General features: G+C 52.9%; 21 protein-coding genes. 8 read left to right on the plus strand and 13 right to left on the minus strand.

The window, feature by feature from the left end:
- Positions 1-49: 49 nt before the first annotated feature.
- The 10 genes from D5085_05810 to D5085_05855 form a co-directional block, all read right to left on the minus strand.
- Positions 50-1,240, minus strand: a complete 1,191-nt coding sequence (locus D5085_05810) for a hypothetical protein (protein QEP42689.1) — start codon at positions 1,238-1,240, stop codon at positions 50-52.
- Positions 1,241-1,325: 85 nt separating this feature from the next.
- Entirely contained in the window at positions 1,326-3,128 is a 1,803-nt protein-coding gene (locus tag D5085_05815) for an AAA family ATPase (protein QEP42690.1), read from the minus strand.
- Between the two features lie 85 nt (positions 3,129-3,213).
- Positions 3,214-5,016, minus strand: a complete 1,803-nt coding sequence (locus D5085_05820; GenBank protein QEP42691.1) for an AAA family ATPase — start codon at positions 5,014-5,016, stop codon at positions 3,214-3,216.
- A 136-nt stretch (positions 5,017-5,152) separates the two neighbouring features.
- Entirely contained in the window at positions 5,153-6,967 is a 1,815-nt protein-coding gene (locus D5085_05825) for an AAA family ATPase (protein ID QEP42692.1), read from the minus strand.
- A gap of 85 nt (positions 6,968-7,052) precedes the next feature.
- The gene (locus D5085_05830; protein QEP42693.1) at positions 7,053-8,486 is read right to left on the minus strand and encodes an AAA family ATPase; all 1,434 of its coding nucleotides are present in this window, start codon (positions 8,484-8,486) and stop codon (positions 7,053-7,055) included.
- A complete protein-coding gene (locus D5085_05835) occupies positions 8,453-8,866 on the minus strand; it encodes a hypothetical protein (GenBank protein QEP42694.1) in 414 nt (137 codons plus the stop codon). The genes D5085_05830 and D5085_05835 overlap by 34 nt, the downstream gene beginning before the upstream one ends.
- An 85-nt stretch (positions 8,867-8,951) precedes the next feature.
- A complete protein-coding gene (locus tag D5085_05840; GenBank protein ID QEP45067.1) occupies positions 8,952-10,751 on the minus strand; it encodes an AAA family ATPase in 1,800 nt (599 codons plus the stop codon).
- 139 nt (positions 10,752-10,890) lie between these two features.
- The gene (locus tag D5085_05845; GenBank protein ID QEP42695.1) at positions 10,891-11,673 is read right to left on the minus strand and encodes a hypothetical protein; all 783 of its coding nucleotides are present in this window, start codon (positions 11,671-11,673) and stop codon (positions 10,891-10,893) included.
- On the minus strand, positions 11,670-12,692 hold the full coding sequence (locus tag D5085_05850; GenBank protein QEP42696.1) for a hypothetical protein: 1,023 nt from the start codon (positions 12,690-12,692) through the stop codon (positions 11,670-11,672). Before D5085_05850 ends, D5085_05845 begins: the two co-directional genes overlap by 4 nt.
- 85 nt (positions 12,693-12,777) lie before the next feature.
- Positions 12,778-14,592, minus strand: a complete 1,815-nt coding sequence (locus tag D5085_05855; GenBank protein QEP42697.1) for an AAA family ATPase — start codon at positions 14,590-14,592, stop codon at positions 12,778-12,780.
- Between the two features lie 144 nt (positions 14,593-14,736).
- Here D5085_05855 and D5085_05860 point away from each other — a divergent pair, with 144 nt between their 5' ends.
- The 8 genes from D5085_05860 (at position 14,737) to folK (ending at position 21,052) form a co-directional block, all read left to right on the plus strand.
- On the plus strand, positions 14,737-14,916 hold the full coding sequence (locus D5085_05860) for a hypothetical protein (protein QEP42698.1): 180 nt from the start codon (positions 14,737-14,739) through the stop codon (positions 14,914-14,916).
- A gap of 132 nt (positions 14,917-15,048) precedes the next feature.
- Positions 15,049-16,044 carry a calcium/sodium antiporter gene (locus D5085_05865; protein QEP42699.1) on the plus strand — a complete coding sequence of 332 codons (996 nt, stop codon included), beginning with the start codon at positions 15,049-15,051 and terminating at the stop codon, positions 16,042-16,044.
- Positions 16,044-17,015: a biotin synthase BioB gene (gene bioB, locus D5085_05870; GenBank protein ID QEP42700.1), complete on the plus strand. Its 972-nt coding sequence runs from the start codon at positions 16,044-16,046 to the stop codon at positions 17,013-17,015. Before D5085_05865 ends, bioB begins: the two co-directional genes overlap by 1 nt.
- Positions 16,996-18,186, plus strand: coding sequence for an 8-amino-7-oxononanoate synthase (gene bioF, locus D5085_05875; GenBank protein ID QEP42701.1), 1,191 nt, complete (start codon positions 16,996-16,998; stop codon positions 18,184-18,186). Before bioB ends, bioF begins: the two co-directional genes overlap by 20 nt.
- A 23-nt stretch (positions 18,187-18,209) precedes the next feature.
- On the plus strand, positions 18,210-18,965 hold the full coding sequence (gene bioH / locus D5085_05880) for a pimeloyl-[acyl-carrier protein] methyl ester esterase (protein QEP42702.1): 756 nt from the start codon (positions 18,210-18,212) through the stop codon (positions 18,963-18,965).
- A 6-nt stretch (positions 18,966-18,971) separates the two neighbouring features.
- A complete protein-coding gene (gene bioC / locus D5085_05885; GenBank protein QEP42703.1) occupies positions 18,972-19,853 on the plus strand; it encodes a malonyl-[acyl-carrier protein] O-methyltransferase BioC in 882 nt (293 codons plus the stop codon).
- Positions 19,850-20,560, plus strand: a complete 711-nt coding sequence (gene bioD, locus D5085_05890; protein ID QEP42704.1) for a dethiobiotin synthase — start codon at positions 19,850-19,852, stop codon at positions 20,558-20,560. The genes bioC and bioD overlap by 4 nt, the downstream gene beginning before the upstream one ends.
- Positions 20,561-20,617: 57 nt before the next feature.
- Positions 20,618-21,052 (plus strand): 2-amino-4-hydroxy-6-hydroxymethyldihydropteridine diphosphokinase, encoded by a 435-nt coding sequence (gene folK / locus D5085_05895; GenBank protein ID QEP42705.1) that lies wholly within the window; start codon positions 20,618-20,620, stop codon positions 21,050-21,052.
- A 77-nt stretch (positions 21,053-21,129) separates the two neighbouring features.
- On the opposite strand, the gene D5085_05900 is transcribed toward folK, so the two are convergent.
- The 3 genes from D5085_05900 to D5085_05910 are packed head-to-tail and all read right to left on the minus strand — an operon-like array spanning position 21,130 to position 25,751.
- Complete coding sequence (locus D5085_05900) at positions 21,130-22,266, minus strand: methionine adenosyltransferase (protein ID QEP42706.1); 1,137 nt, start codon at positions 22,264-22,266, stop codon at positions 21,130-21,132.
- A gap of 60 nt (positions 22,267-22,326) precedes the next feature.
- Entirely contained in the window at positions 22,327-23,538 is a 1,212-nt protein-coding gene (locus D5085_05905; GenBank protein ID QEP42707.1) for a nucleotide sugar dehydrogenase, read from the minus strand.
- 56 nt (positions 23,539-23,594) lie between these two features.
- On the minus strand, positions 23,595-25,751 hold the full coding sequence (locus tag D5085_05910) for a hypothetical protein (protein QEP42708.1): 2,157 nt from the start codon (positions 25,749-25,751) through the stop codon (positions 23,595-23,597).
- Between the last annotated feature and the right edge of the window lie 36 nt (positions 25,752-25,787).

Raw genomic sequence — 25,787 nt, forward strand, 5'->3', positions numbered from 1 at the left:
AATGCGGTCGATATAGAGCGAGCGCACGACTTGATTGGAATCCGCACCGTTAACTCCCTAACAGAGTCACCGAGTCAATCGTTAATACCCCAAAATAGACCAGTAGCGAGATGATAAAACTGGCATCGGACGGATCTTTGAGCATCGCCGCTACGCCAAAGTCCTGTACCAATTTTTCTACCTGTAGTGGCTGCTGCGGATTAAGCGCTGCCTCAATCACCTCCGCTCCGTGCGGTAGTGAGGCGATATAGCGCAGCCGGTTTTTGTCCATCGCTAAATTGTCATCTAGCAGCTCATTAGGGTAGCGACACAGCTGCTGCCACTCATCCCAAAAGTAGAGGCAGAGCGTCGGGTTGTAAAGCCGGGTGGTGTCAGCACCACTAAAACGGTAGCCGTTATAGAAGTTCTGCATCAGTGACATCGCCTCCTCTGCCGCCCCCTCGGGTAGTTCGCACTCTAGCGCTATCTGCTGATTAAGCTGCATCACCTCCTCTCCGGTGAAGCCGCAGAGTCTGGCAAAACGAGGCCGCTGACTGATATTTTTTGCCACATTGTAGCCGCTGGTGATATCGCTCATCACCACCGGTGAGACGCCGGTGATAAAGACTCGCTCTAAGCCTAAGCCATCGGTCGCCGCTTTGACCGCTTTAAATACCGTTTTAATCACCCCTTCACTCTCAACTAGCTCATGGTAGCTCTCTCGCCCCTTGTCGCGGCGGGTGAGTACCTCATTAGCAAAGTTGTCATACTCATCAATCAACAGGTAGAGGGGCGTGTTAAGGGGGCGAATTGCCGCTAGCAGGCGGCTCAAGGAGCTCAGTGCATTACCAGATTGAATCGCAATCGGTAGCGTCAATAACTTTTGGTAGCGAATAGTAAAGTCGTTTATCGAATCGTTAATGTGATCGTGCACCCGTTGTGCAATGTCGTTATGGCTGCCGTGCGGATCAATGACCGAAAAGTTCCACTTCAACATAAAATAGCGGTTACGGTTCGGGGTCGAGTTTTGCCCTATCGCTAAATCGCCAAACAGGGTCTCAAATTGGTCTGCGGCACCAATATCGTAGTAGCTCTCTAGCAGCGTTAGCCACAGCGTTTTACCAAAGCGGCGCGGGCGTAGAAACAAGATCTGTTCGCCAACGGCTTCAAGCTCGTGCAGCAGTTCGGTGCGATCAAAGTAGAGCTGGCCATCGGTTCTTAATCGCTTAAAATCGCCTTTGCCATACGGAATCTTTACCATGTTTGCTCCTTACAATACCTTCGCCAAAGTTTGTTGCTTCCCACGGTAAGCGTGGGAACCCAAAAAGCGCCTACCGTAGGTCGGGTTAGCGCAGCATAGCCCGACACCCATCACGCCACACCAACCGTTTGGTACCAAGACTCACCACCGCAAATGATTTTAACTGCCACTCCACCGCCGGAAAGAGCTGCTGTAGTTTCGGTTGATACGAGGCTAACTGCCCCTCTGCGTCATCTAACAGCTTTTTCACCGGCGCCAACTCAGCTAGCTGCTCCCGACTCAGCTCATTTAGCTGCTCTGCGCTCAATTTGAGATCTTTCAGTGACAGATATTTCAGTTCAAATAGCAGATCATACAGCGGTGCTTGGCGCTTATCGGGGCGAATCTCAAATAAGAGATCACTATAGCCGCCGCCTAAGGAGAGCTCTGAGCGCGGCAGATAGTAGAGGTCATTGGTCAGCAGCAGTAGTAGCGTGGTTTTGAGCGTCAACTCATTACTCCAGCGCATATCGCGGTTATCGAATATCTGATAGAGGCGTTGCTCGATAAAGTCAGCCAGTGGCTCAAATTCAGCCTCGGTATAGAGCTGCTCCGCCACTGCCTGTTGGCGGTTATTATCCTCATAGCCATTGAGTAGCTGCTGTTGAATGCGGTCGATATAGAGCGAGCGAACCACTTGATTAGGAATGGCTACCTTCAGCTTCCCTAGTGGCGAGACATCCTGAATCGTCAATACCCCAAAATAGACCAGTAGCGAGATGATAAAACTAGCATCGGACGGATCTTTGAGCATCGCCGCTACGCCAAAGTCCTGTACCAGCTTCGCTACCTGCAGCGGCTGCTGCGGATTGAGTGCCGATTCAATCACCTCAGCCCCATGGGGTAGTGAGGCGATATAGCGCAGCCGGTTTTTGTCCATCGCTAAATTGTCATCTAGCAGCTCATTAGGGTAGCAACACAGCTGCTGCCACTCATCCCAAAAGTAGAGGCAGAGCGTCGGGTTGTAAAGCCGGGTGGTGTCAGCACCACTAAAACAGTAGCCGTTATAGAAGTTCTGCATCAGTGACATCGCCTCCTCTGCCGCCCCCTCGGGTAGTTCGCACTCTAGCGCTATCTGCTGATTAAGCTGCATCACCTCCTCTCCGGTGAAGCCACAGAGTCTGGCAAAACGAGGCCGCTGACTGATATTTTTTGCCACATTGTAGCCGCTGGTGATATCGCTCATCACCACCGGTGAGACGCCGGTGATAAAGACTCGCTCTAAGCCTAAGCCATCGGTCGCCGCTTTGACCGCTTTAAATACCGTTTTAATCACCCCTTCACTCTCAACTAGCTCGTTATAGCGCTGCCGACCCTGCTCGCGACTGGTTAGCACCTCATTAGCAAAGTTATCGTACTCATCAATTAGCAGGTAGAGCGGAAAATTAAACCGTTTCGCCACACTCAGTAGCTGTTCAAATGAGCCCAGCCCATCTGTTGGGTCGATCGGCACCGTTTCCGGTAAAAAGTCGTGGTAGCGGGCCGAAAAAAAGCTGATTGAGTTATTAATGTGGCGATGAATACGGCTCACTAGCTGCTGATAATCACCTCCCGGATCAATCATCGAAAAATTCCACCTTAAAATAAAGTAGCGGTTACGGTTCGGGGTCGGGTTTTGCCCTATCGCTAAATCGCCAAACAGGGTCTCAAATTGGTCTGCGGCACCGATATCGTAGTAGCTCTCTAGCAGCGTTAGCCACAGCGTTTTACCAAAGCGGCGCGGGCGTAGAAACAAGATCTGTTCGCCAACGGCTTCAAGCTCGTGCAGCAGTTCGGTGCGATCAAAGTAGAGCTGGCCATCGGTTCTTAACCGCTTAAAATCGCCTTTGCCATACGGAATCTTTACCATGTTTGCTCCTTACAATACCTTCGCCAAAGTTTGTTGCTTCCCACGGTAAGCGTGGGAACCCAAAAAGCGCCTACCGTAGGTCGGGTTAGCGCAGCATAGCCCGACACCCATCACGCCACACCAACCGTTTGGTACCAAGACTCACCACCGCAAATGGTTTTAACTGCCACTCCACCGCCGGAAAGAGCTGCTGTAGTTTCGGTTGATACGAGGCTAACTGCACCTCTGCGTCATCTAACAGCTTTTTCACCGGCGCCAACTCAGCTAGCTGCTCCCGACTCATATCAGATAGCTGCTCTGCACTCAATTTGAGATCTTTCAGTGACAGATATTTCAGTTCAAATAGCAGATCATACAGCGGTGCTTGGCGCTTATCGGGGCGAATCTCAAATAGAAGGTCACTATAGCCGCCGCCTAAGGAGAGCTCTGAGCGCGGCAGGTAGTAGAGATCATTAGTTAACAGGAGCAACAGCACTGTTTTGAGCGTCAACTCGTTACTCCAGCGCATATCGCGATTATCGAATATCTGATAGAGGCGTTGCTCGATAAAGTCAGCCAGTGGCTCAAATTCAGCCTCGGTATAGAGCTGCTCCGCCACTGCCTGTTGGCGGTTATTATCCTCATAGCCATTGAGTAGCTGCTGTTGAATGCGGTCGATATAGAGCGAGCGAACCACTTGATTAGGAATGGCTACCTTCAGCTTCCCTAGTGGCGAGACATCCTGAATCGTCAATACCCCAAAATAGACCAGTAGCGAGATGATAAAACTAGCATCGGACGGATCTTTGAGCATCGCCGCTACGCCAAAGTCCTGTACCAGCTTCGCTACCTGTAGTGGCTGCTGCGTATTAAGCGCTGCCTCAATCACCTCCGCTCCGTGCGGTAGTGAGGCGATATAGCGCAGCCGGTTTTTGTCCATCGCTAAATTGTCATCTAGTAGCTCATTAGGGTAGCGACACAGCTGCTGCCACTCATCCCAAAAGTAGAGGCAGAGCGTCGGGTTGTAAAGCCGGGTGGTGTCAGCACCACTAAAACGGTAGCCGTTATAGAAGTTCTGCATCAGTGACATCGCCTCCTCTGCCGCCCCCTCGGGTAGTTCGCACTCTAGCGCTATCTGCTGATTAAGCTGCATCACCTCCTCTCCGGTGAAGCCGCAGAGTTTGGCAAAACGAGGCCGCTGACTGATATTTTTTGCCACATTATAGCCGCTGGTGATATCGCTCATCACCACCGGTGAGACGCCGGTGATAAAGACTCGCTCTAAGCCTAAGCCATCGGTCGCCGCTTTGACCGCTTTAAATACCGTTTTAATCACCCCTTCACTCTCAACTAACTCATGGTAGCTCTCTCGCCCCTTGTCGCGGCGGGTGAGTACCTCATTAGCAAAGTTGTCATACTCATCAATCAACAGGTAGAGGGGCGTGTTAAGGGGGCGAATTGCCGCTAGCAGGCGGCTCAAGGAGCTCAGTGCATTACCAGATTGAATCGCAATCGGTAGCGTCAATAACTTTTGGTAGCGAATAGTAAAGTCGTTTATCGAATCGTTAATGTGATCGTGCACCCGTTGTGCAATGTCGTTATGGCTGCCGTGCGGATCAATGACCGAAAAGTTCCACTTCAACATAAAATAGCGGTTACGGTTCGGGGTCGAGTTTTGCCCTATCGCTAAATCGCCAAACAGGGTCTCAAATTGGTCTGCGGCACCGATATCGTAGTAGCTCTCTAGCAGCGTTAGCCACAGCGTTTTGCCAAAGCGGCGCGGGCGTAGAAACAGGAGCTGCCGTCCTGCGGCCTCTAAGTCGTGCAGTGACTTGGTGCGATCAAAGTAGAGTCCGTTCTCCTCTCTGAGGGTTTTAAAGTGACCTAAACCATACGAAATCTTTACCATGTGCGATCCTTAATTGACTCGTTGACACGCTCATGCGTGGGAATGGAGACCTACCTTCAAATAACGCCAGTATGGATTCCCACGGTGACCAAGAGAACCAGAATACCCAGACAAAAAGCGCCTACCGTAGGTCGGGTTAGCGCAGTGTAACCCGACACCCCTCTCGCCACACCAACCGTTTAGTACCAAGACTCACCACCGCAAACGATTTTAACTGCCACACCACCGCCGGAAAGAGCTGCTGTAGTTTCGGTTGATACGAGGCTAACTGCCCCTCTGCGTCATCTAACAGCTTTTTCACCGGCGCCAACTCAGCTAGCTGCTCCCGACTCAGCTCATTTAGCTGTTCTGCGCTCAATTTGAGATCTTTCAGTGACAGATATTTCAGTTCAAATAGCAGATCATACAGCGGTGCTTGGCGCTTATCGGGGCGAATCTCAAATAAGAGATCACTATAACCACCGCCTAAGGAGAGCTCGGAGCGCGGCAGATAGTAGAGGTCATTGGTCAGCAGCAGTAATAGTGTGGTTTTGAGCGTCAACTCATTGCTCCAGCGCATATCGCGGTTATCGAACACACAATAGAGGCGTTGCTCGATAAAGTCGGCCAGTGGCTCAAATTCGGCCTCGGTATAGAGTTGCTCCGCCACTGCCTGTTGGCGGTTATTATCCTCATAGCCATTGAGTAGCTGCTGTTGAATGCGGTCGATATAGAGCGAGCGAACCACTTGATTAGGAATGGCTACCTTCAGCTTCCCTAGTGGCGAGACATCCTGAATCGTCAATACCCCAAAATAGACCAGTAGCGAGATGATAAAACTAGCATCGGACGGATCTTTGAGCATCGCCGCTACGCCAAAGTCCTGTACCAATTTTTCTACCTGTAGTGGCTGCTGCGGATTAAGCGCTGCCTCAATCACCTCCGCTCCGTGCGGTAGTGAGGCGATATAGCGCAGCCGGTTTTTGTCCATCGCTAAATTGTCATCTAGCAGCTCATTAGGGTAGCGACACAGCTGCTGCCACTCATCCCAAAAGTAGAGGCAGAGCGTCGGGTTGTAAAGCCGGGTGGTGTCAGCACCACTAAAACGGTAGCCGTTATAGAAGTTCTGCATCAGTGACATCGCCTCCTCTGCCGCCCCCTCGGGTAGTTCGCACTCTAGCGCTATCTGCTGATTAAGCTGCATCACCTCCTCTCCGGTGAAGCCGCAGAGTCTGGCAAAACGAGGCCGCTGACTGATATTTTTTGCCACATTGTAGCCGCTGGTGATATCGCTCATCACCACCGGTGAGACGCCGGTGATAAAGACTCGCTCTAAGCCTAAACCATCGGTCGCCGCTTTGACCGCTTTAAATACCGTTTTAATCACCCCTTCACTCTCAACTAACTCATGGTAGCTCTCTCGCCCCTTGTCGCGGCGGGTGAGTACCTCATTAGCAAAGTTGTCATACTCATCAATGAGTAGATAGAGCGGATAGCCTGCATGACGGCATCGACTAACTAGTCGCTCAAGAGAGCGCAAAGCATCCGCTTCATCAATCAGCTCCGCTGCACTAATCGCGTGGGGCCACCACGATTGATAGCGAAGTAACGCATCACGAATACTATTATTGATATGGCCATACAGCCCCTGTTTGATCTGCTCATGGTCGCCATTTGGATTAATGGTGGAGAAGTTCCACCTTAATATGAAGTAGCGATTGCGGTTCGGGGTCGGGTTTTGCCCTATCGCTAAATCGCCAAACAGGGTCTCAAATTGGTCTGCGGCACCGATGTCGTAATAGCTCTCTAGTAGTGTTAGCCACAGCGTTTTACCAAAGCGGCGCGGGCGTAAAAACAAGATCTGTTCGCCAACGGCTTCAAGCTCGTGCAGCAGTTCGGTGCGATCAAAGTAGAGCTGGCCATCGGTTCTTAACCGCTTAAAATCGCCTTTGCCATACGGAATCTTTACCATGTTTGCTCCTTACAATACCTTCGCCAAAGTTTGTCGCTTCCCACGGTAAGCGTGGGAACCCAAAAAGCGCCTACCGTAGGTCGGGTTAGCGCAGCATAACCCGACACCCATCACGCCACACCAACCGTTTGGTACCAAGACTCACCACCGCAAATGATTTTAACTGCCACACCACCGCCGGAAAGAGCTGCTGTAGTTTCGGTTGATACGAGGCTAACTGCCCCTCTGCCTCATCTAACAGCTTTTTCACCGGTGCCAACTCAGCTAGCTGCTTCCGACTCATATCAGATAGCTGCTCTGCACTCAATTTGAGATCTTTCAGTGACAGATATTTCAGTTCAAATAGCAGATCATACAGCGGTGCTTGGCGCTTATCGGGGCGAATCTCAAATAGAAGGTCACTATAGCCGCCGCCTAAGGAGAGCTCTGAGCGCGGCAGGTAGTAGAGATCATTAGTTAACAGGAGCAACAGCACTGTTTTGAGCGTCAACTCATTACTCCAGCGCATATCGCGATTATCGAATATCTGATAGAGGCGCTGTTCGATAAAGTCGGCCAGTGGCTCAAATTCAGCCTCGGTATAGAGCTGTTTTGCCACCGCCTGTTGGCGGTTATTATCCTCATAGCCATTGAGTAGCTGCTGTTGAATGCGGTCGATATAGAGCGAGCGCACGACTTGATTGGGAATCGTCACCGTTAACTCCCCTAACAGAGTCACCGAGTCAATCGTTAATACCCCAAAATAGACCAGTAGCGAGATGATAAAACTGGCATCGGACGGATCTTTGAGCATCGCCGCTACGCCAAAGTCCTGTACCAATTTTTCTACCTGTAGTGGCTGCTGCGTATTAAGCGCTGCCTCAATCACCTCCGCTCCGTGCGGTAGTGAGGCGATATAGCGCAGCCGGTTTTTGTCCATCGCTAAATTGTCATCTAGCAGCTCATTAGGGTAGCGACACAGCTGCTGCCACTCATCCCAAAAGTAGAGGCAGAGCGTCGGGTTGTAAAGCCGGGTGGTGTCAGCACCACTAAAACGGTAGCCGTTATAGAAGTTCTGCATCAGTGACATTGCCTCCTCTGCCGCCCCCTCGGGTAGTTTGCACTCTAGCGCTATCTGCTGATTAAGCTGCATCACCTCCTCTCCGGTGAAGCCGCAGAGTCTGGCAAAACGAGGCCGCTGACTGATATTTTTTGCCACATTGTAGCCGCTGGTGATATCGCTCATCACCACCGGTGAGACGCCGGTGATAAAGACTCGCTCTAAGCCTAAACCATCGGTCGCCGCTTTGACCGCTTTAAATACCGTTTTAATCACCCCTTCACTCTCAACTAACTCATGGTAGCTCTCTCGCCCCTTGTCGCGGCGGGTGAGTACCTCATTAGCAAAGTTGTCATACTCATCAATGAGTAGATAGAGCGGATAGCCTGCATGACGGCATCGACTAACTAGTCGCTCAAGAGAGCGCAAAGCATCCGCTTCATCAATCAGCTCCGCTGCACTAATCGCGTGGGCCACCACGATTGATAGCGAAGTAACGCATCACGAATACTATTATTGATATGGCCATACAGCCCCTGTTTGATCTGCTCATGGTCGCCATTTGGATTAATGGTGGAGAAGTTCCACCTTAATATGAAGTAGCGATTGCGGTTCGGGGTCGGGTTTTGCCCTATCGCTAAATCGCCAAACAGGGTCTCAAATTGGTCTGCGGCACCGATGTCGTAATAGCTCTCTAGTAGTGTTAGCCACAGCGTTTTACCAAAGCGGCGCGGGCGTAAAAACAAGATCTGTTCGCCAACGGCTTCAAGCTCGTGCAGCAGTTCGGTGCGATCAAAGTAGAGCTGGCCATCGGTTCTTAACCGCTTAAAATCGCCTTTGCCATACGGAATCTTTACCATGTTTGCTCCTTACAATACCTTCGCCAAAGTTTGTCGCTTCCCACGGTAAGCGTGGGAACCCAAAAAGCGCCTACCGTAGGTCGGGTTAGCGCAGCATAGCCCGACACCCATCACGCCACACCAACCGTTTGGTACCAAGACTCACTACCGCAAACGATTTTAACTGCCACACCACCGCCGGAAAGAGCTGCTGTAGTTTCGGTTGATACGAGGCTAACTGCCCCTCTGCCTCATCTAACAGCTTTTTCACCGGTGCCAACTCAGCTAGCTGCTCCCGACTCATCTTTGCTAGCTGTTCTGAGCTTACTTTAAGATCTTTCAGTGACAAGTACTTCAGTTCAAATAGCAGATCATACAGCGGTGCTTGGCGCTTATCGGGGCGAATCTCAAATAAGAGATCACTATAGCCGCCGCCTAAGGAGAGCTCTGAGCGCGGCAGATAGTAGAGGTCATTGGTCAGCAGCAGTAGTAGCGTGGTTTTGAGCGTCAACTCATTACTCCAGCGCATATCGCGGTTATCGAATATCTGATAGAGGCGTTGCTCGATAAAGTCAGCCAGTGGCTCAAATTCAGCCTCGGTATAGAGCTGCTCCGCCACTGCCTGTTGGCGGTTATTATCCTCATAGCCATTGAGTAGCTGCTGTTGAATGCGGTCGATATAGAGCGAGCGAACCACTTGATTAGGAATGGCTACCTTCAGCTTCCCTAGTGGCGAGACATCCTGAATCGTCAATACCCCAAAATAGACCAGTAGCGAGATGATAAAACTAGCATCGGACGGATCTTTGAGCATCGCCGCTACGCCAAAGTCCTGTACCAGCTTCGCTACCTGCAGCGGCTGCTGCGGATTGAGTGCCGATTCAATCACCTCAGCCCCATGGGGTAGTGAGGCGATATAGCGCAGCCGGTTTTTGTCCATCGCTAAATTGTCATCTAGCAGCTCATTAGGGTAGCAACACAGCTGCTGCCACTCATCCCAAAAGTAGAGGCAGAGCGTCGGGTTGTAAAGCCGGGTGGTGTCAGCACCACTAAAACAGTAGCCGTTATAGAAGTTCTGCATCAGTGACATCGCCTCCTCTGCCGCCCCCTCGGGTAGTTCGCACTCTAGCGCTATCTGCTGATTAAGCTGCATCACCTCCTCTCCGGTGAAGCCACAGAGTCTGGCAAAACGAGGCCGCTGACTGATATTTTTTGCCACATTGTAGCCGCTGGTGATATCGCTCATCACCACCGGTGAGACGCCGGTGATAAAGACTCGCTCTAAGCCTAAGCCATCGGTCGCCGCTTTGACCGCTTTAAATACCGTTTTAATCACCCCTTCACTCTCAACTAGCTCGTTATAGCGCTGCCGACCCTGCTCGCGACTGGTTAGCACCTCATTAGCAAAGTTATCGTACTCATCAATTAGCAGGTAGAGCGGAAAATTAAACCGTTTCGCCACACTCAGTAGCTGTTCAAATGAGCCCAGCCCATCTGTTGGGTCAATCGGCACCGTTTCCGGTAAAAAATCGTGGTAGCGTGCCGAAAAAAAGCTGATTGAGTTATTAATGTGGCGATGAATACGGCTCACTAGCTGCTGATAATCACCTCCCGGATCAATCATCGAAAAGTTCCACCTTAAAATAAAGTAGCGGTTACGGTTCGGTGTCGGGTTTTGCCCTATCGCTAAATCGCCAAACAGGGTCTCAAATTGGTCTGCGGCACCGATATCGTAGTAACTCTCTAGCAGCGTTAGCCACAGCGTTTTACCAAAGCGGCGCGGGCGTAGAAACAGGAGCTGCCGTCCTGCGGCCTCTAAGTCGTGCAGTGACTTGGTGCGATCAAAATAGAGTCCGTTCTCCTCTCTGAGGGTTTTAAAGTGACCTAAACCATACGAAATCTTTATCATGTACGATCCTTAATTGACTCGTTGACACGCTCATGCGTGGGAATGGAGACCTACCTTCAAATAACGCCAGTATGGATTCCCACGGTGACCAAGAGAACCAGAATACCCAGACAAAAAGCGCCTACCGTAGGTCGGGTTAGCGCAGCATAACCCGACACCCCTCTCGCCACACCAACCGTTTAGTACCAAGACTCACCACCGCAAATGATTTTAACTGCCACACCACCGCCGGAAAGAGCTGCTGTAGTTTTGGTTGATACGAGGCTAACTGCCCCTCTGCGTCATCTAACAGCTTTTTCACCGGCGCCAACTCAGCTAGCTGCTCCCGACTCAGCTCATTTAGCTGTTCTGCGCTCAATTTGAGATCTTTCAGTGACAGATATTTCAGTTCAAATAGCAGATCATACAGCGGTGCTTGGCGCTTATCGGGGCGAATCTCAAATAGAAGGTCACTATAGCCACCGCCTAAGGAGAGCTCTGAGCGCGGCAGGTAGTAGAGATCATTAGTTAACAGGAGCAACAGCACTGTTTTGAGCGTCAACTCGTTACTCCAGCGCATATCGCGATTATCGAATATCTGATAGAGGCGTTGCTCGATAAAGTCAGCCAGTGGCTCAAATTCAGCCTCGGTATAGAGCTGCTCCGCCACTGCCTGTTGGCGGTTATTATCCTCATAGCCATTGAGTAGCTGCTGTTGAATGCGGTCGATATAGAGCGAGCGAACCACTTGATTAGGAATGGCTACCTTCAGCTTCCCTAGTGGCGAGACATCCTGAATCGTCAATACCCCAAAATAGACCAGTAGCGAGATGATAAAACTAGCATCGGACGGATCTTTGAGCATCGCCGCTACGCCAAAGTCCTGTACCAGCTTCGCTACCTGCAGCGGCTGCTGCGGATTGAGTGCCGATTCAATCACCTCAGCCCCATGGGTAGTGAGGCGATATAGCGCAGCCGGTTTTTGTCCATCGCTAAATTGTCATCTAGCAGCTCATTAGGGTAGCGACACAGCTGCTGCCACTCATCCCAAAAGTAGAGGCAGAGCGTCGGGTTGTAAAGCCGGGTGGTGTCAGCACCACTAAAACGGTAGCCGTTATAGAAGTTCTGCATCAGTGACATCGCCTCCTCTGCCGCCCCCTCGGGTAGTTCGCACTCTAGCGCTATCTGCTGATTAAGCTGCATCACCTCCTCTCCGGTGAAGCCACAGAGTCTGGCAAAACGAGGCCGCTGACTGATATTTTTTGCCACATTGTAGCCGCTGGTGATATCGCTCATCACTACCGGTGAGACGCCGGTGATAAAGACTCGCTCTAAGCCTAAACCATCGGTCGCTGCTTTGACCGCTTTAAATACCGTTTTAATCACTCCTTCACTCTCAACTAGCTCATGGTAGCTCTCTCGCCCCTTGTCGCGGCGGGTGAGTACCTCATTAGCAAAGTTGTCATACTCATCAATCAACAGGTAGAGGGGCGTGTTAAGGGGGCGAATTGCCGCTAGCAGGCGGCTCAAGGAGCTCAGTGCATTACCAGATTGAATCGCAATCGGTAGCGTCAATAACTTTTGGTAGCGAATAGTAAAGTCGTTTATCGAATCGTTAATGTGATCGTGCACCCGTTGTGCAATGTCGTTATGGCTGCCGTGCGGATCAATGACCGAAAAGTTCCACTTCAACATAAAATAGCGGTTACGGTTCGGTGTCGGGTTTTGCCCTATCGCTAAATCGCCAAACAGGGTCTCAAATTGGTCTGCGGCACCGATATCGTAGTAGCTCTCTAGCAGCGTTAGCCACAGCGTTTTACCAAAACGGCGCGGGCGTAAAAACAAGATCTGTTCGCCAACGGCTTCAAGCTCGTGCAGCAGTTCGGTGCGATCAAAGTAGAGCTGGCCATCGGTTCTTAATCGCTTAAAATCGCCTTTGCCATACGGAATCTTTACCATGTTTGCTCCTTACAATACCTTCGCCAAAGTTTGTCGCTTCCCACGGTAAGCGTGGGAACCCAAAAAGCGCCTACCGTAGGTCGGGTTAGCGCAGCATAGCCCGACACCCATCACGCCACACCAACCGTTTGGTACCAAGACTCACCACCGCAAATGGTTTTAACTGCCACTCCACCGCCGGAAAGAGCTGCTGTAGTTTCGGTTGATACGAGGCTAACTGCACCTCTGCGTCATCTAACAGCTTTTTCACCGGCGCCAACTCAGCTAGCTGCTCCCGACTCAGCTCATTTAGCTGCTCTGCGCTCAATTTGAGATCTTTCAGTGACAGATATTTCAGCTCAAATAGCAGATCATACAGCGGTGCTTGGCGTTTATCGGGGCGAATCTCAAATAGAAGGTCACTATAGCCACCGCCTAAGGAGAGCTCTGAGCGCGGCAGGTAGTAGAGGTCATTGGTCAGCAGCAGTAGTAGCGTGGTTTTGAGCGTCAACTCGTTACTCCAGCGCATATCGCGGTTATCGAATATCTGATAGAGACGCTGTTCGATAAAGTCGGCCAGTGGCTCAAATTCGGCCTCGGTATAGAGCTGTTTTGCCACCGCCTGCTGGCGGTTATTATCCTCATAGCCATTGAGTAGCTGCTGTTGAATGCGGTCGATATAGAGCGAGCGCACGACTTGATTGGGAATCGTCACCGTTAACTCCCCTAACAGAGTCACCGAGTCAATCGTTAATACCCCAAAATAGACCAGTAGCGAGATGATAAAACTGGCATCGGACGGATCTTTGAGCATCGCCGCTACGCCAAAGTCCTGTACCAATTTTTCTACCTGTAGTGGCTGCTGCGGATTAAGCGCTGCCTCAATCACCTCCGCTCCGTGCGGTAGTGAGGCGATATAGCGCAGCCGGTTTTTGTCCATCGCTAAATTGTCATCTAGCAGCTCATTAGGGTAGCGACACAGCTGCTGCCACTCATCCCAAAAGTAGAGGCAGAGCGTCGGGTTGTAAAGCCGGGTGGTGTCAGCACCACTAAAACGGTAGCCGTTATAGAAGTTCTGCATCAGTGACATCGCCTCCTCTGCCGCCCCCTCGGGTAGTTCGCACTCTAGCGCTATCTGCTGATTAAGCTGCATCACCTCTTCACCAGTCAAACCGCAGAGTTTGGCAAAGTGTGGCCGCTGACTGATATTTTTTGCCACATTGTAGCCGCTGGTGATATCGCTCATCACCACCGGTGAGACGCCGGTGATAAAGACTCGCTCTAAGCCTAAACCATCGGTCGCTGCTTTGACCGCTTTAAAGACGGTTTTTATCACCCCCTCACTCTCAACTAGCTCGTTATAGCGCTGCCGACCCTGTTCGCGACTGGTGAGTACCTCATTAGCAAAGTTGTCATACTCATCAATGAGTAGGTAGAGCGGATAGCCTGCATGACGGCATCGACTAACTAGTCTCTCAAGAGAGCGCAAAGCATCCGCTTCATCAATCAGCTCCGCTGCACTAACCGCTTGAGGCCACCACGATTGATAGCGAAGTAACGCATCTCGAATACTGTTATTGATATGGCCATACAGCCCCTGTTTGATCTGCTCATGGTCGCCATTTGGATTAATGGTGGAGAAGTTCCACCTTAATATAAAGTAGCGATTGCGGTTCGGGGTCGGATTTTGGCCTATCGCTAAATCGCCAAACAGGGTCTCAAATTGATCTGCGGCAGCGATATCGTAATAGCTCTCTAGCAGCGTTAGCCACAGCGTTTTACCAAAACGGCGCGGGCGTAGAAACAGGAGCTGCCGTCCTGCGGCCTCTAAGTCGTGCAGTAACTTGGTGCGATCAAAGTAGAGTCCATTCTCCTCTCTGAGGGTTTGAAAGTGACCCAAGCCATACGGAATCTTTACCATTGATGATCCTTTAAGGTTGTTTGACTATCGGATAACACTGCCCTACCCCAACTTACTGTAACTACCGCCGGCCACATCAGCAAAGCTCCAGCTATTGTTAATAGAAGCGAACAGGCGCTAAGACGATAGTGATTGAGCACTGAATTGTGCCACAAAGCCGGCGCTAGCAATAGCGCGACTGCCGCTGCTAATCAGATTCCAGCCAGCGCTGAGGGTGGTGACTGTATCGGTATCGGTCAAGGTATCAACGGTGTCGCGGTGGCGTTAGGGTCGGTCTCTACGATAATGGTGCCTATTGAGCGACACACCTGCACAAACCAGTAGGGACCGGTTTCGTAGCAATGGCCGCTTAAAAAGCACGGTTTAAATCGCTCCCCTCTTCCCTCCAAATTACCGCTTTTAGAGGCTGTCATGTTACCATGATGGCCTGAAATCGACAGCAACCCGGAGAGTTTTATGCTATTTGCTTTCATTGCGATTATTGCCGGATTGGCGCTACTGGTATGGAGCGCTGATCGTTTTGTCGAAGGAGCAGCGGCAACTGCTCGACACTTCGGCATGCCGCCACTGCTTATCGGCATGGTCATTATCGGTTTTGGGACATCGGCTCCAGAGATGGTAGTCTCTGCCATCTCCGCCTCACAAGGCAACCCCGGTATCGCTCTTGGTAACGCCTACGGCTCCAACATTGCCAATATCGCACTCATTCTTGGTCTAACCGCGCTCATCACCCCCATTGCGGTAGAGTCAAAAATTTTGCGCAAAGAGCTGCCGTTATTAGCCGCCGTGACCCTACTTGCTGCTTGGCAGCTAGCCGATAATGCGATCTCTTTCGCCGATGCACTGGTGCTACTACTGGTCTTTGCCCTCTTGATGGGATGGACTATCTGGCAGGGGCTAAAGCAGCGAGGAGATGCTCTCTGTAGGGATTGTGAAGCGGCGGAAGAGTCACTCGATCCCGAGATAGCAACTATGCCCATCCGTCGGGCACTCCTCTGGCTCTTTATCGGCATGATCGCCCTCATCGTTAGCTCGCGAGTATTGGTTTGGGGAGCGGTCGAAATTGCCTCCGGTTTTGGCGTTAGCGATCTCATTATCGGTCTGACGATTGTCGCCATCGGTACCTCACTGCCAGAGCTCGCCTCGGCACTCGCCGCAGCCCGTAAGGGGGAGCACGATCTGGCGTTAGGAAATGTGATAGGCTCCAATCTGTTTAATACGCTAACTGTGGTCGGTATCGCCGGTATTATCCATCCGATGGCGGTCGGGCCGGAGGTCTTCTACCGCGATATGGGCTTTGTCACTCTACTGACGCTATCGCTATTTATCTTCGGCTACGGTTTTAGAGGACGACAGGGACGAATCAACCGTGTTGAGGGGGGGGTGCTGCTGCTTAGCTATGTTGGCTATACCGCCTACCTAATTAACACCACCTTTATCGCGACCTCCTGATGGGTAGCGCGACTAAGCCATGGCGTACCGAAGAAGCGCTTGCGCTACTGCAGCAGCCCTTTTTTGATCTGCTCTATCAGGCGCAACAGATCCATCGTCAGCACTTCAATCCACACCACATTCAGCTCAGTACGCTACTTAATATCAAAACCGGCGGCTGTGCCGAGAACTGTGGCTACTGCTCTCAGAGCGCCCACTTCGACACTGCCGTCGAAAAAGAGCACCTCATGGCGGTCGATGAGGTAGTGAGCGCCGCCCGCGAGGCTAAAGCTGCCGGCGCCGGCCGCTTCTGTATGGGGGCGGCGTGGCGGCAGCCGACTCGGCGCGATATGGAGACCCTTATCGCCATGGTTAAGGGGGTAAAGGCGCTAGGGATGGAGAGCTGCGCTACCTTAGGCATGCTAGACGATAGACAGGTCGCGGCGCTAAAAGAGGCAGGCCTTGACTACTATAACCATAATCTCGATACCTCCCGCGACTACTATCCACAGGTGGTAACCACCCACAGCTATCAGCAGCGACTCGATACGATTGCACGGGTGCAGCAGGCGGGGATTCATGTCTGTAGCGGCGGCATTATCGGTATGGGCGAAACCCGCCACGACCGTGCCGCGATGCTCACCGAACTGGCCAATCTCGACCCGCCACCGCAGAGTGTTCCTCTCAATCGTCTAGTCGCGGTTGAAGGGACGCCGCTAGCCGAGTCGGAAAGCGTCGATATCTTTGAGTTTATTCGTACCATTGCCACAGCACGACTTATGCTGCCGCACGCCTATATCCGCCTCTCCGCCGGACGAGAATCGATGGACGAGAGCGCCCAAGCACTGGCCTTTATGGCGGGAGCTAACTCGATATTTTATGGCGATAAGCTGCTAACCGCCGCCAATGCCACCACTCATAGCGATAGACGGCTGCTCCAGCGGCTCGATATAACCCCATTGTCAGAACCGTATGAGTCCCACCCCAGATAGTATTGCCCACCAGCTACAACAGAGTCGGCAGCAGCAGCGCTACCGCTCTCGACAGAGGGTCACTGCGGTTAACGGCCACCGAGTGGTCGTTAATGGCCAGCCGCTACTTAACTTCTGCAGTAACGACTATCTCGGTTTAAGCCACCATCCGCAGCTTATCGCCGCCGAGCAGCAGGGGGCCGCTAGGTTCGGTGCTGGCAGTGGCGCCTCCCACCTTATTTCGGGCCATAACCACGACCATCACCGGTTAGAACAGGCACTAGCTGACTTAACCGGACAGGAGGCGGCACTACTCTTTGCTAACGGCTATATGGCCAATTTGGCGCTATTAACGACCTTTAGCGATCGCCACGACACCCTCTACTGTGACAAATTGAACCACGCCTCACTCATCGATGGCGCTCGTCTGAGCCGAGCTAAGATCAAACGCTACCCCCATCGCGATATGGCTACATTGAGCCGACTCCTAGAACAGAGTCGGCAGGGGAGCGCCACCATCGCGACCGACTCAATCTTCAGCATGGATGGTACTCTAGCGCCGCTAGATCAGCTCTACGCTCTAACCGACCCCGAGTCAACCCCCTCTCCTCGTTGGCTCATTATCGACGATGCCCACGCTTTTGCGGTGCTAGGGCCGCGAGGCGAGGGGAGTTTGGCCCACTTCGGCCTCCCACCACGCGACAATGTGATTCAGATGGGAACTCTCGGCAAAGGTGCCGGAGTCTATGGCGCTTTTGTAGCGGGGAGTCAGCAGGTGGTTGAACGACTTATTCAGCGTGGTCGTAGCTATATCTATACCACCGCCCTCCCGCCGGCCATCGCTGCCGGACTACGCCAGAGCATCGCCCTCATCGAGAGCGAGGAGGGGGCAATACGACGACAGCAGCTACACCACCACATCGACCATTTTCGTACCCTCTCTCAACAGCTCTCGCTACCGATAAGCGACTCGATGAGCGCCATTCAGCCGCTACTCACCGGTAGCGAAACCAACGCACTCTCTTGGTCGGCCCAGCTACAGCAGCGCGGCTTTTGGGTGAGTGCTATTCGCCCCCCGACCGTTCCCGAAGGGGGAAGCCGCCTGCGTATCACCCTCTCAGCTAGCCACACCACCGCCGACATCGAGGCGCTGGTAGCGGCTCTAGCAGAGACGATAACTCCATACATTTAATTAAAGAGCCTGTCACAGTTACTATGTCATCCCCTCACCTTCCCAATTTAGTCCTCATTCACGGCTGGGGCACCCACAGCGGTATTTGGCATACCCTAAAGCCCAGACTTGAGCCCCACTATCGGCTCCATCTGCTCGATCTGCCCGGCTATGGCCCCCAGCAGGGTTGGCAAGGGGCGTGGAGTCTCGACAGTATGGTCGCCTATATCGCCGACAATGTACCACCACAGAGTATCTGGTGCGGCTGGTCATTAGGGGGGATGATCGCGCTGCACGCCGCCGCCTCCGGCCTCGAACTGCAACAGGTGGTGGTCTGTGGCACCACTCCCTGTTTCTGTGAGCGCTACGACTGGCCGCACGGCCTCTCAGAGGAGACGCTAAAGCTCTTCTACCACGAGCTACAACAGCATCCTCACGCCACACTGCTCCGTTTTCTGGCACTTCAGACCCAAGGTTCGGAGCAGGCACAGCAGGAGCTCCGTTTTCTGCGCCAGCAGATATCGCGCTATAGCGAACCCTCGACCGCCGTACTTACGGCAGGGTTATCTATTCTGCTTCACGACGATCTGCGCCCCTATCTGGAGGATATCCGCTGCCCGGTTAGCGCCATTCACGGCGAGCGGGATCGCCTCGCACCGGCCTCCGCCTTAGATCAGTGGCTAGCCCCCCTGCCCCAAAGCCACTACCAGCTAATCAAAGGGGCTGGACACGCCCCATTTCTCTCCCATCCGCAGCAGTTTAGCCAACTGCTACAACAACACCTGATCCCATCTAAATAGATCCCTATGACCCCCTCCTCCCCCCTATTTGATAGAACCGCCCTAAAGGCAGCCTTTAACCGCGCAGCGAGTCGCTATAGTCAACACGCATGGATTCAGCGACTCATTGGGGAACGACTACTGGAGCGACTACCACTATTTCGTATCACTCCGCAGCGAGTGGTCGATCTCGGCTGTGGCAGTGGTCAGATGGGCTTCGCCGCCGCTGACCACTACCCCGATGCCCAGCTATGGCTGTGCGATCTCGCCCACGGTATGGTTAAACAGGCGCAGCAAGAGCTAGCAGATAGCGCCAAACAGCGCTACCACTTCGTGACCGCCGATGCCGAACAGCTCCCCATAGCGACCGCCTCGATCGATCTTATCCTCTCCAATCTAACCCTACAGTGGTGTCAGCAACTACCGCAGCTCTTTAACGAACTAGTTCGCACTCTCAAACCCGGTGGGCTACTGCTATTTACCACACTCGGCCCCGACACCCTCAAAGAGCTACGCCAGAGCTGGCAGCAGATCGACAATCTCCCCCATGTTACCCCCTTTATCGATATGCACCTTATCGGCGATGCGATGCAGCAGGCGGGGCTAGCCGATGTGGTGGTCGATAGGGAGCAGCTCACCTTGACCTACCCTGAACTGCACCAACTGCTAGAGGATATTCGCCTCATCGGCGCCACCAACCACCTACAGCAGCGGCGGCGCCAGCTAACCGCCCCTAGCCGATTTAGAGAGCTACATAGCGCCTACGAACACTATCGTCGTGCCGACAATACCCTCCCCGCTACCTACGAGGTGATCTATGGCCACGCTTGGAAACGAGAGCCCTCGCCAGCTACCACCGAACCGACGCCGTTCCACTTCAACCTTGAGCAGCTAAGGCCTTTTCGGTGAGTAGAGCGCTCTTTATCACCGGCACCGATACCGATGTCGGCAAAACGTGGGTTAGCTGCGGCGTGATGGTCGCGGCAAGAGCTAGCTTTAAGAGTATCGCCGCCATGAAACCTATCGCTAGCGGCTGTCAGCGCAGCGAGTCGGGACTACAAAACCGCGATGCACAACAGCTACAGCGGCTGACTACCCCTCCCCTTCGCTATGAGCAGATTAACCCCTATGCGTTTGAACCGGCGATCGCTCCCCATATCGCCGCCGCCGCAGCGGGAGTCGAGATCGATCTCACCCTGCTACAGCGCCACTATCAACAGCGATTACAGAGCCACCAACTGACCATTATCGAGGGCGCCGGCGGCTGGCTAGTCCCTCTCAATCGCCACCACACCGTCGCCGATATGGCACAACAGTGGCAACTGCCGGTGATTTTAGTGGTGGGGCTACGCTTAGGGTGTCTCAACCATGCACTACTCACCGCAACGGCGATAAGCGCCAGCGGCTGCCCGTTCTTAGGCTGGATTGGCAACCCAATTGAGCCTAACATGGCGGCCATGGCGGCTAACATCGAGACGCTAATGCAGTGGTTACCCTCCCCCTGCCTAGGGATCACCCCCCACTTAAACCGGTTTGATCCCGAACAGATCGCAGCGGCAATCGACTGGCCAGAAATTGAAAAGCGGCTTCAACAGACCCACCCTCATTCGCAATGACTCTCCGTCTCCTTCCACCCGACTCAAGAGTAATTAACAGAGCAACTAGTTAACGACATGGCAACAGAACAGGGCTATTTTATCGGTATCGGCAGCAATATCGATCCAGAAAAGAATATTCAGCGAGCGCTAACGCTGCTGCAACAGCGCTTTGGCACTATCGAATTAAGCCCCCTCCAGTGGACCGAGCCGGTGGGAATGACAAGCCGCGCCCCGTTTATTAATGGCGTACTCTATCTGGAGAGCAGCAGCGACAGCGCGACTCTAAAACAGCAGCTCAATCAGATTGAGATCGAACTTGGTCGAGATCGCACCGATCCTGAACGAAAAATCAAAGATCGCCCTATCGATCTCGATATCCTTCTCGCCAGACCGATTGGTACGGCGGTAACCGCCGCCGACACCCCTCAAGAGAGCTATCTACAACGCCCGTTTCAACAGCTCATCGCGACCCTTAACCCCCCCCCGGGCACACCTTTCGATCCACCATAGAGCCCTAACCCATGACCAACGACGACTTCATTCTATCCACGCGCTAGCGGATGAGATCAGAGCGTTAATCAAACAACCTAACTCTTTAAAAGCTCAACTCTATCGAGTCTCTCCCACGGCAGATCGACATCTTCCCGTCCAAAGTGGCCATAGGCGGCGGTGGCGCGGTAGATCGGCTGAATCAGATCCAGCATCCGCAACATACCGACCGGACGCAGATCAAAGTGTTCACGCACCCGCTGTTCGATCTCACTATCGGCGAGTTTACCAGTGCCGAAAGTTTCGATGCTAATTGAGGTCGGCTCGGCGACCCCGATAGCGTAACTAATCTGAATTTCACACCGATCGGCTAACCCTGCGGCAACGATATTTTTGGCCACATAGCGACCGGCATAAGCGGCTGAACGATCAACTTTAGAGGGATCTTTGCCCGAAAAGGCTCCCCCCCCATGCCGTGCCATACCGCCATAGGTATCGACAATAATTTTGCGCCCAGTTAAACCGCAGTCGCCGACCGGGCCGCCAATCACAAACCGTCCGGTCGGGTTGATAAAGTATTTAGTTCCGCTATCGAGCCACTCGGCGGGTAGTACCGGCTTGATAATCTCCTCCATCACCGCCTCGTGCAGATCCGCCTCGCTAATGTCGGGGTTATGTTGGGTAGAGAGCACGACCGCATCGATACCCACCGGTTTTCCAGCCTCGTAGCGGAAGGTAACTTGGCTTTTGGCATCGGGGCGCAGCCAGTTCAGCTGCCCCTGCTTGCGAACTTCAGCCTGTTTGGCGACTAGCCGATGGGCGTAGGTAATCGGTGCCGGCATTAGCACTTCGGTCTCGTTACTCGCATAGCCGAACATCAGCCCCTGATCACCGGCCCCCTGATCTTCGGCTCGCTCTCGATCCACCCCCATGGCGATATCGGGTGACTGTTTGCCCAAGGCATTAATGACCGCGCAGGAGGCCCAGTCGAACCCCATCTCGGAGCTGTTGTAGCCGATCTCCTTTATCGTCTGCCGAATCACCTCCTCATACTCAATGTGGGCGGTGGTAGTGATCTCGCCGGCGACAATCACCATGCCGGTCTTCACTAGCGTTTCGCAAGCGACCCGAGCGTGTTTATCTGCGGTTAAAATGGCATCTAAAATCGCATCAGATACCTGATCGGCAACTTTGTCAGGATGGCCTTCTGAGACCGATTCAGAGGTGAATAACATAGATATATACTCCTTTTCTATTAAGGTATAGGTGTTTAGTGGTAACTGGTTAGATTAAGATTAATCATTGCCAAATAGATCCCGAGAGTAGATCTTATCGCTCACATCGGCTATCTCATCTGTGATACGATTAGCAACAATGACATCTGCGAGTTGTTTGAATTGGGAGATATCGTTAACGACTTTAGAGTGAAAAAACGCCGCCTCATCGAGTACCGGCTCATAGATGATCACCTCGATCCCTTTGGCTTTAATCCGTTTCATAATTCCCTGAATACTAGAGGCTCTAAAGTTATCCGATCCGGCCTTCATCACTAAGCGATAGATGCCGACTACCGGAGTATGACCTATTTTGTGATCCCCTTCGGGGGTGAGTAGCAGCGGTTCAATCCGTTTGATAATAGAGGCGGCGATAAAATCTTTCCGGGTGTTGTTGGCCTCGACAATCGCATGAATCAGATTTTGCGGTACATCACGATAGTTGGCTAATAGCTGCTTGGTATCTTTAGGCAGGCAGTAGCCCCCATAGCCAAAGCTGGGGTTATTGTAGTGGTTGCCGATACGGGGGTCGAGACTCACGCCATCGATAATCTGCCGCGTATCGAGCTCGTGGGTCGCCGCATAGGTATCGAGCTCATTAAAGTAGGCGACCCGCATCGCCAGATAGGTGTTGGCGAAGAGTTTAATCGCCTCAGCTTCGGTGCTATTGGTAAATAGGGTGGGGATCTCTTGTTTAATCGCCCCCTGCTTGAGCAGATTAGCGAAGGTTTCGGCTCGCGCAGAGCACTCCCCCACAATAATCCGACTCGGGTGGAGATTATCGTAGAGCGCCCGCCCTTCGCGCAAAAATTCGGGGCTAAAGATAAGGTTATCGGTATTAAAGCGCTCTTTTGTCTTAGCCGTATAACCGACCGGAATCGTCGATTTAATCACCATCACTGCGCTGGGGTTATAGATCAGAACGCTCTCTATGACCTGCTCAATACTTTGAGTATTAAAGTAGTTAGTTTCGGGATCGTAGTCGGTGGGAGTGGCGATAATTACCCACTCGGCACCCGAGTAGGCCTCGGCACTATCGAGTGTGGCGCGAAAATTGAGCGCTTTGTGCTGTAAAAACTGCTCAATTTCGCTATCTTCAATCGGAGAGAGTCTCTGATTGAGCAGCTCGACCTTCTCCTTCACGATGTCGAGGCAGACCACTTCGTTATGTTGCGCTAGCAATACACCATTCGATAGTCCTACATAGCCAGTACCGGCAATTGCGATCTTCATAGTCAGTTACCTATCCAAATACCAAGTAGAGAGAAAACTTGTGGCCAGCCCAACCGTTATCGCGCTCCATAACGCCAGTAGGCGTCGCGCATACGGTGAATATTAGCACGAATATAGTCGTAGCTCAGGCGGTCGTGATTAAAGTAGCTCGACTCCAGAGTGTGGGTCATGGTCGGTTCGATGGCCAGTAGCGGGCGGTGGGTATTGGTACCGTCATCTAAGATAGTCGTCTGCAGCCCCAGATCGAGGCGGCTACTGCCACGAATTTTTAGATAGTCGTTATGCCAAGAGCGACGGCTCCCTAGTGGAATGCCGAAGGCCATTCCCGCCGCCTGCTCATACTCATTCTCTTTAAAGAAGAGCAGCATACGGTTATCGCCCATATAGCGCATTAGCTCTAACTTAATCCCCTGATCTTGATAGAGAAACTGCCCCCCAGTCAGCTCCAGTGAGGTGTTGTGCCACGGTAGCGCCAGACGGTAGGCGAGCAGCCAGAGATCGCCGCTCTCCCCCGGCCAGTAGCCAAAGGGGGAGTCCCACTTATCGAGATAGGGTTTAAAGTAGCCTAAATTGAGCCGCAGCCGATGGTGACCACTCTCAGAGAGCCACATCGTTTCGTTATACACCGTTTTAAAGTCACGAAACCAGCGACCGATGCTGGTCATATTGTAGATATTGTCACTAAACCGAAGCGTCTGGTGCAACATCAGTTCGCGTACCCCGCTCCAGAGGCGGAAACGGTGGTAAAAGGTACGCGGTTCAAAGTTACGCGAATGGTAGAGCGGAGTCTCGGCCTGTAGTGCCGCCACCGCCCCCCCCCAGAGCGGTTGTGACAGGGTCGCCCGCAGCGAGGCGGCCACATCATACTCCCCCACTTCGGTGCCGATAAAGTAGATCAGCCCCGGTGAGAGCTCTAGGTCGGTCAGACGGCGACCTAGTAGCTCACTCTGCCGCCACTCGACCTGCTCATACCAGCGATCATCGGGGGCGGTCACTTTAACGGTGTCAAAGATCGGCGGCTGCTCTGAGCAGCGAGCCCCACGACAGCCGGTCATATTAAGGTAGTCGCGGTAGTCGTTCAGACGAATACGCACATCCCACAGCGCAATACCGTTCCGCTTCAGTCGCACCTTGAGCCAGTAGAAGGGTAGCCGCTCATCCTGAGCAATCACCCCGAGTAGCACCCCTAAGCCATCAAGGGCGTTACGATCAAAGATCTGATCTTCATACTCAACCGCCAGTAGCTGCTGCTTTAGAGAGCCGGTGCGTAACTGTCCGAAGCCGAGCTGGCGTAGCTGCTGCTCGACAACAGCGAGCGCCTCATCTAGTGTCAGACTCTCAGGCGGGGAGGAGGGGAGGGGCTGCGTCGAGATAGCCTCGCTCTCATGCAGTAGCTCATCGCGCATCTTTTGCGTCGCGATCCAATCCTGATCCCCCACCCCCATCGGCACCTTGAGTGAAGCGGCCAGCACACTCTCATCGGCTGACCCACCAAAAGAGCGCGACGCCGCCACTCCCAAACTGCCCCAAGAGAGCAGCTCAGCCGGCGTAGCCAGCTTCACCCCCACACTCTGCTGGTGCGGCTCATGCTCCCCAATCAGGCCAAGCCACGGCATCGGCTGCCAGCGCAGGCCGGCAAAGAGCCCTCGCGTCTCTCGCGGCAAGATACGGTAGTTTCGGTGGCGATAGCCTAAGCTCAACTGCCAATCGCTCCAGCTCTGGGTGGCGACCAGATATTCGTTTTGAAAGTTAGTTGCCAAACCGGCAAAATCCTCCACCCCAATCGCAAGGCGGGGCAGTCTCATCCACCCCTCTGGTAACGGTAGCTGCCACTTTAAATTCCCGGCGATATCGTTGGTGTTTCTATCCTCATTCCAATTGAATTGGTCGCTCCACGAACCGGGGGCGTCGGTGCCGGTGGCTAGATAGCGCACCGTATGACGCCCCCCCAGCTCAAAATGGGGCCAAAGACCGATAGAGAACATTAAGTTACGACCAGCGACTAGGGGATTGGTGCCGCTCCCCCCCTCTAGGGCGTTATACTGGTTAGTGAACTGAGCCTCAAACTCACCCGTTGGGGTCACTTCGGCGGTCGGGAGGTTTAACAGTCCGCTATAGCCGTGAAACGATAGATCTGCCTGAGCTCGCGGCAACATCACCATCATCAGCAGCAGCAGAGTTAGCGCGATAGAGTTAGTCATAGGAGCGGTCATAATGTTAAGTACAAAGTGTCAGTTATATCGAATCGA

This window comes from Ectothiorhodospiraceae bacterium BW-2, assembly GCA_008375315.1.
In the GTDB taxonomy this organism is placed as follows: Bacteria; Pseudomonadota; Gammaproteobacteria; order Thiohalomonadales; family Thiohalomonadaceae; genus BW-2.

Bases quoted from the DNA above. Each gene is read 5' to 3' on its own strand.
- bioB (QEP42700.1), top strand. From the start codon at position 16,044: ATGGGTAGCGCGACTAAGCCATGGCGTACCGAAGAAGCGCTTGCGCTA.
- bioH (QEP42702.1), top strand. From the start codon at position 18,210: ATGTCATCCCCTCACCTTCCCAATTTAGTCCTCATTCACGGCTGGGGC.
- D5085_05820 (QEP42691.1), bottom strand. From the start codon at position 5,016: ATGGTAAAGATTTCGTATGGTTTAGGTCACTTTAAAACCCTCAGAGAG.
- D5085_05850 (QEP42696.1), bottom strand. From the start codon at position 12,692: ATGGTAAAGATTCCGTATGGCAAAGGCGATTTTAAGCGATTAAGAACC.
- D5085_05855 (QEP42697.1), bottom strand. From the start codon at position 14,592: ATGGTAAAGATTCCGTATGGCTTGGGTCACTTTCAAACCCTCAGAGAG.
- D5085_05825 (QEP42692.1), bottom strand. From the start codon at position 6,967: ATGGTAAAGATTCCGTATGGCAAAGGCGATTTTAAGCGGTTAAGAACC.
- folK (QEP42705.1), top strand. From the start codon at position 20,618: ATGGCAACAGAACAGGGCTATTTTATCGGTATCGGCAGCAATATCGAT.
- bioC (QEP42703.1), top strand. From the start codon at position 18,972: ATGACCCCCTCCTCCCCCCTATTTGATAGAACCGCCCTAAAGGCAGCC.
- D5085_05810 (QEP42689.1), bottom strand. From the start codon at position 1,240: ATGGTAAAGATTCCGTATGGCAAAGGCGATTTTAAGCGATTAAGAACC.
- D5085_05910 (QEP42708.1), bottom strand. From the start codon at position 25,751: ATGACCGCTCCTATGACTAACTCTATCGCGCTAACTCTGCTGCTGCTG.
- bioF (QEP42701.1), top strand. From the start codon at position 16,996: ATGAGTCCCACCCCAGATAGTATTGCCCACCAGCTACAACAGAGTCGG.
- D5085_05835 (QEP42694.1), bottom strand. From the start codon at position 8,866: ATGGTAAAGATTCCGTATGGCAAAGGCGATTTTAAGCGGTTAAGAACC.
- D5085_05905 (QEP42707.1), bottom strand. From the start codon at position 23,538: ATGAAGATCGCAATTGCCGGTACTGGCTATGTAGGACTATCGAATGGT.
- D5085_05815 (QEP42690.1), bottom strand. From the start codon at position 3,128: ATGGTAAAGATTCCGTATGGCAAAGGCGATTTTAAGCGGTTAAGAACC.
- D5085_05900 (QEP42706.1), bottom strand. From the start codon at position 22,266: ATGTTATTCACCTCTGAATCGGTCTCAGAAGGCCATCCTGACAAAGTT.
- D5085_05865 (QEP42699.1), top strand. From the start codon at position 15,049: ATGCTATTTGCTTTCATTGCGATTATTGCCGGATTGGCGCTACTGGTA.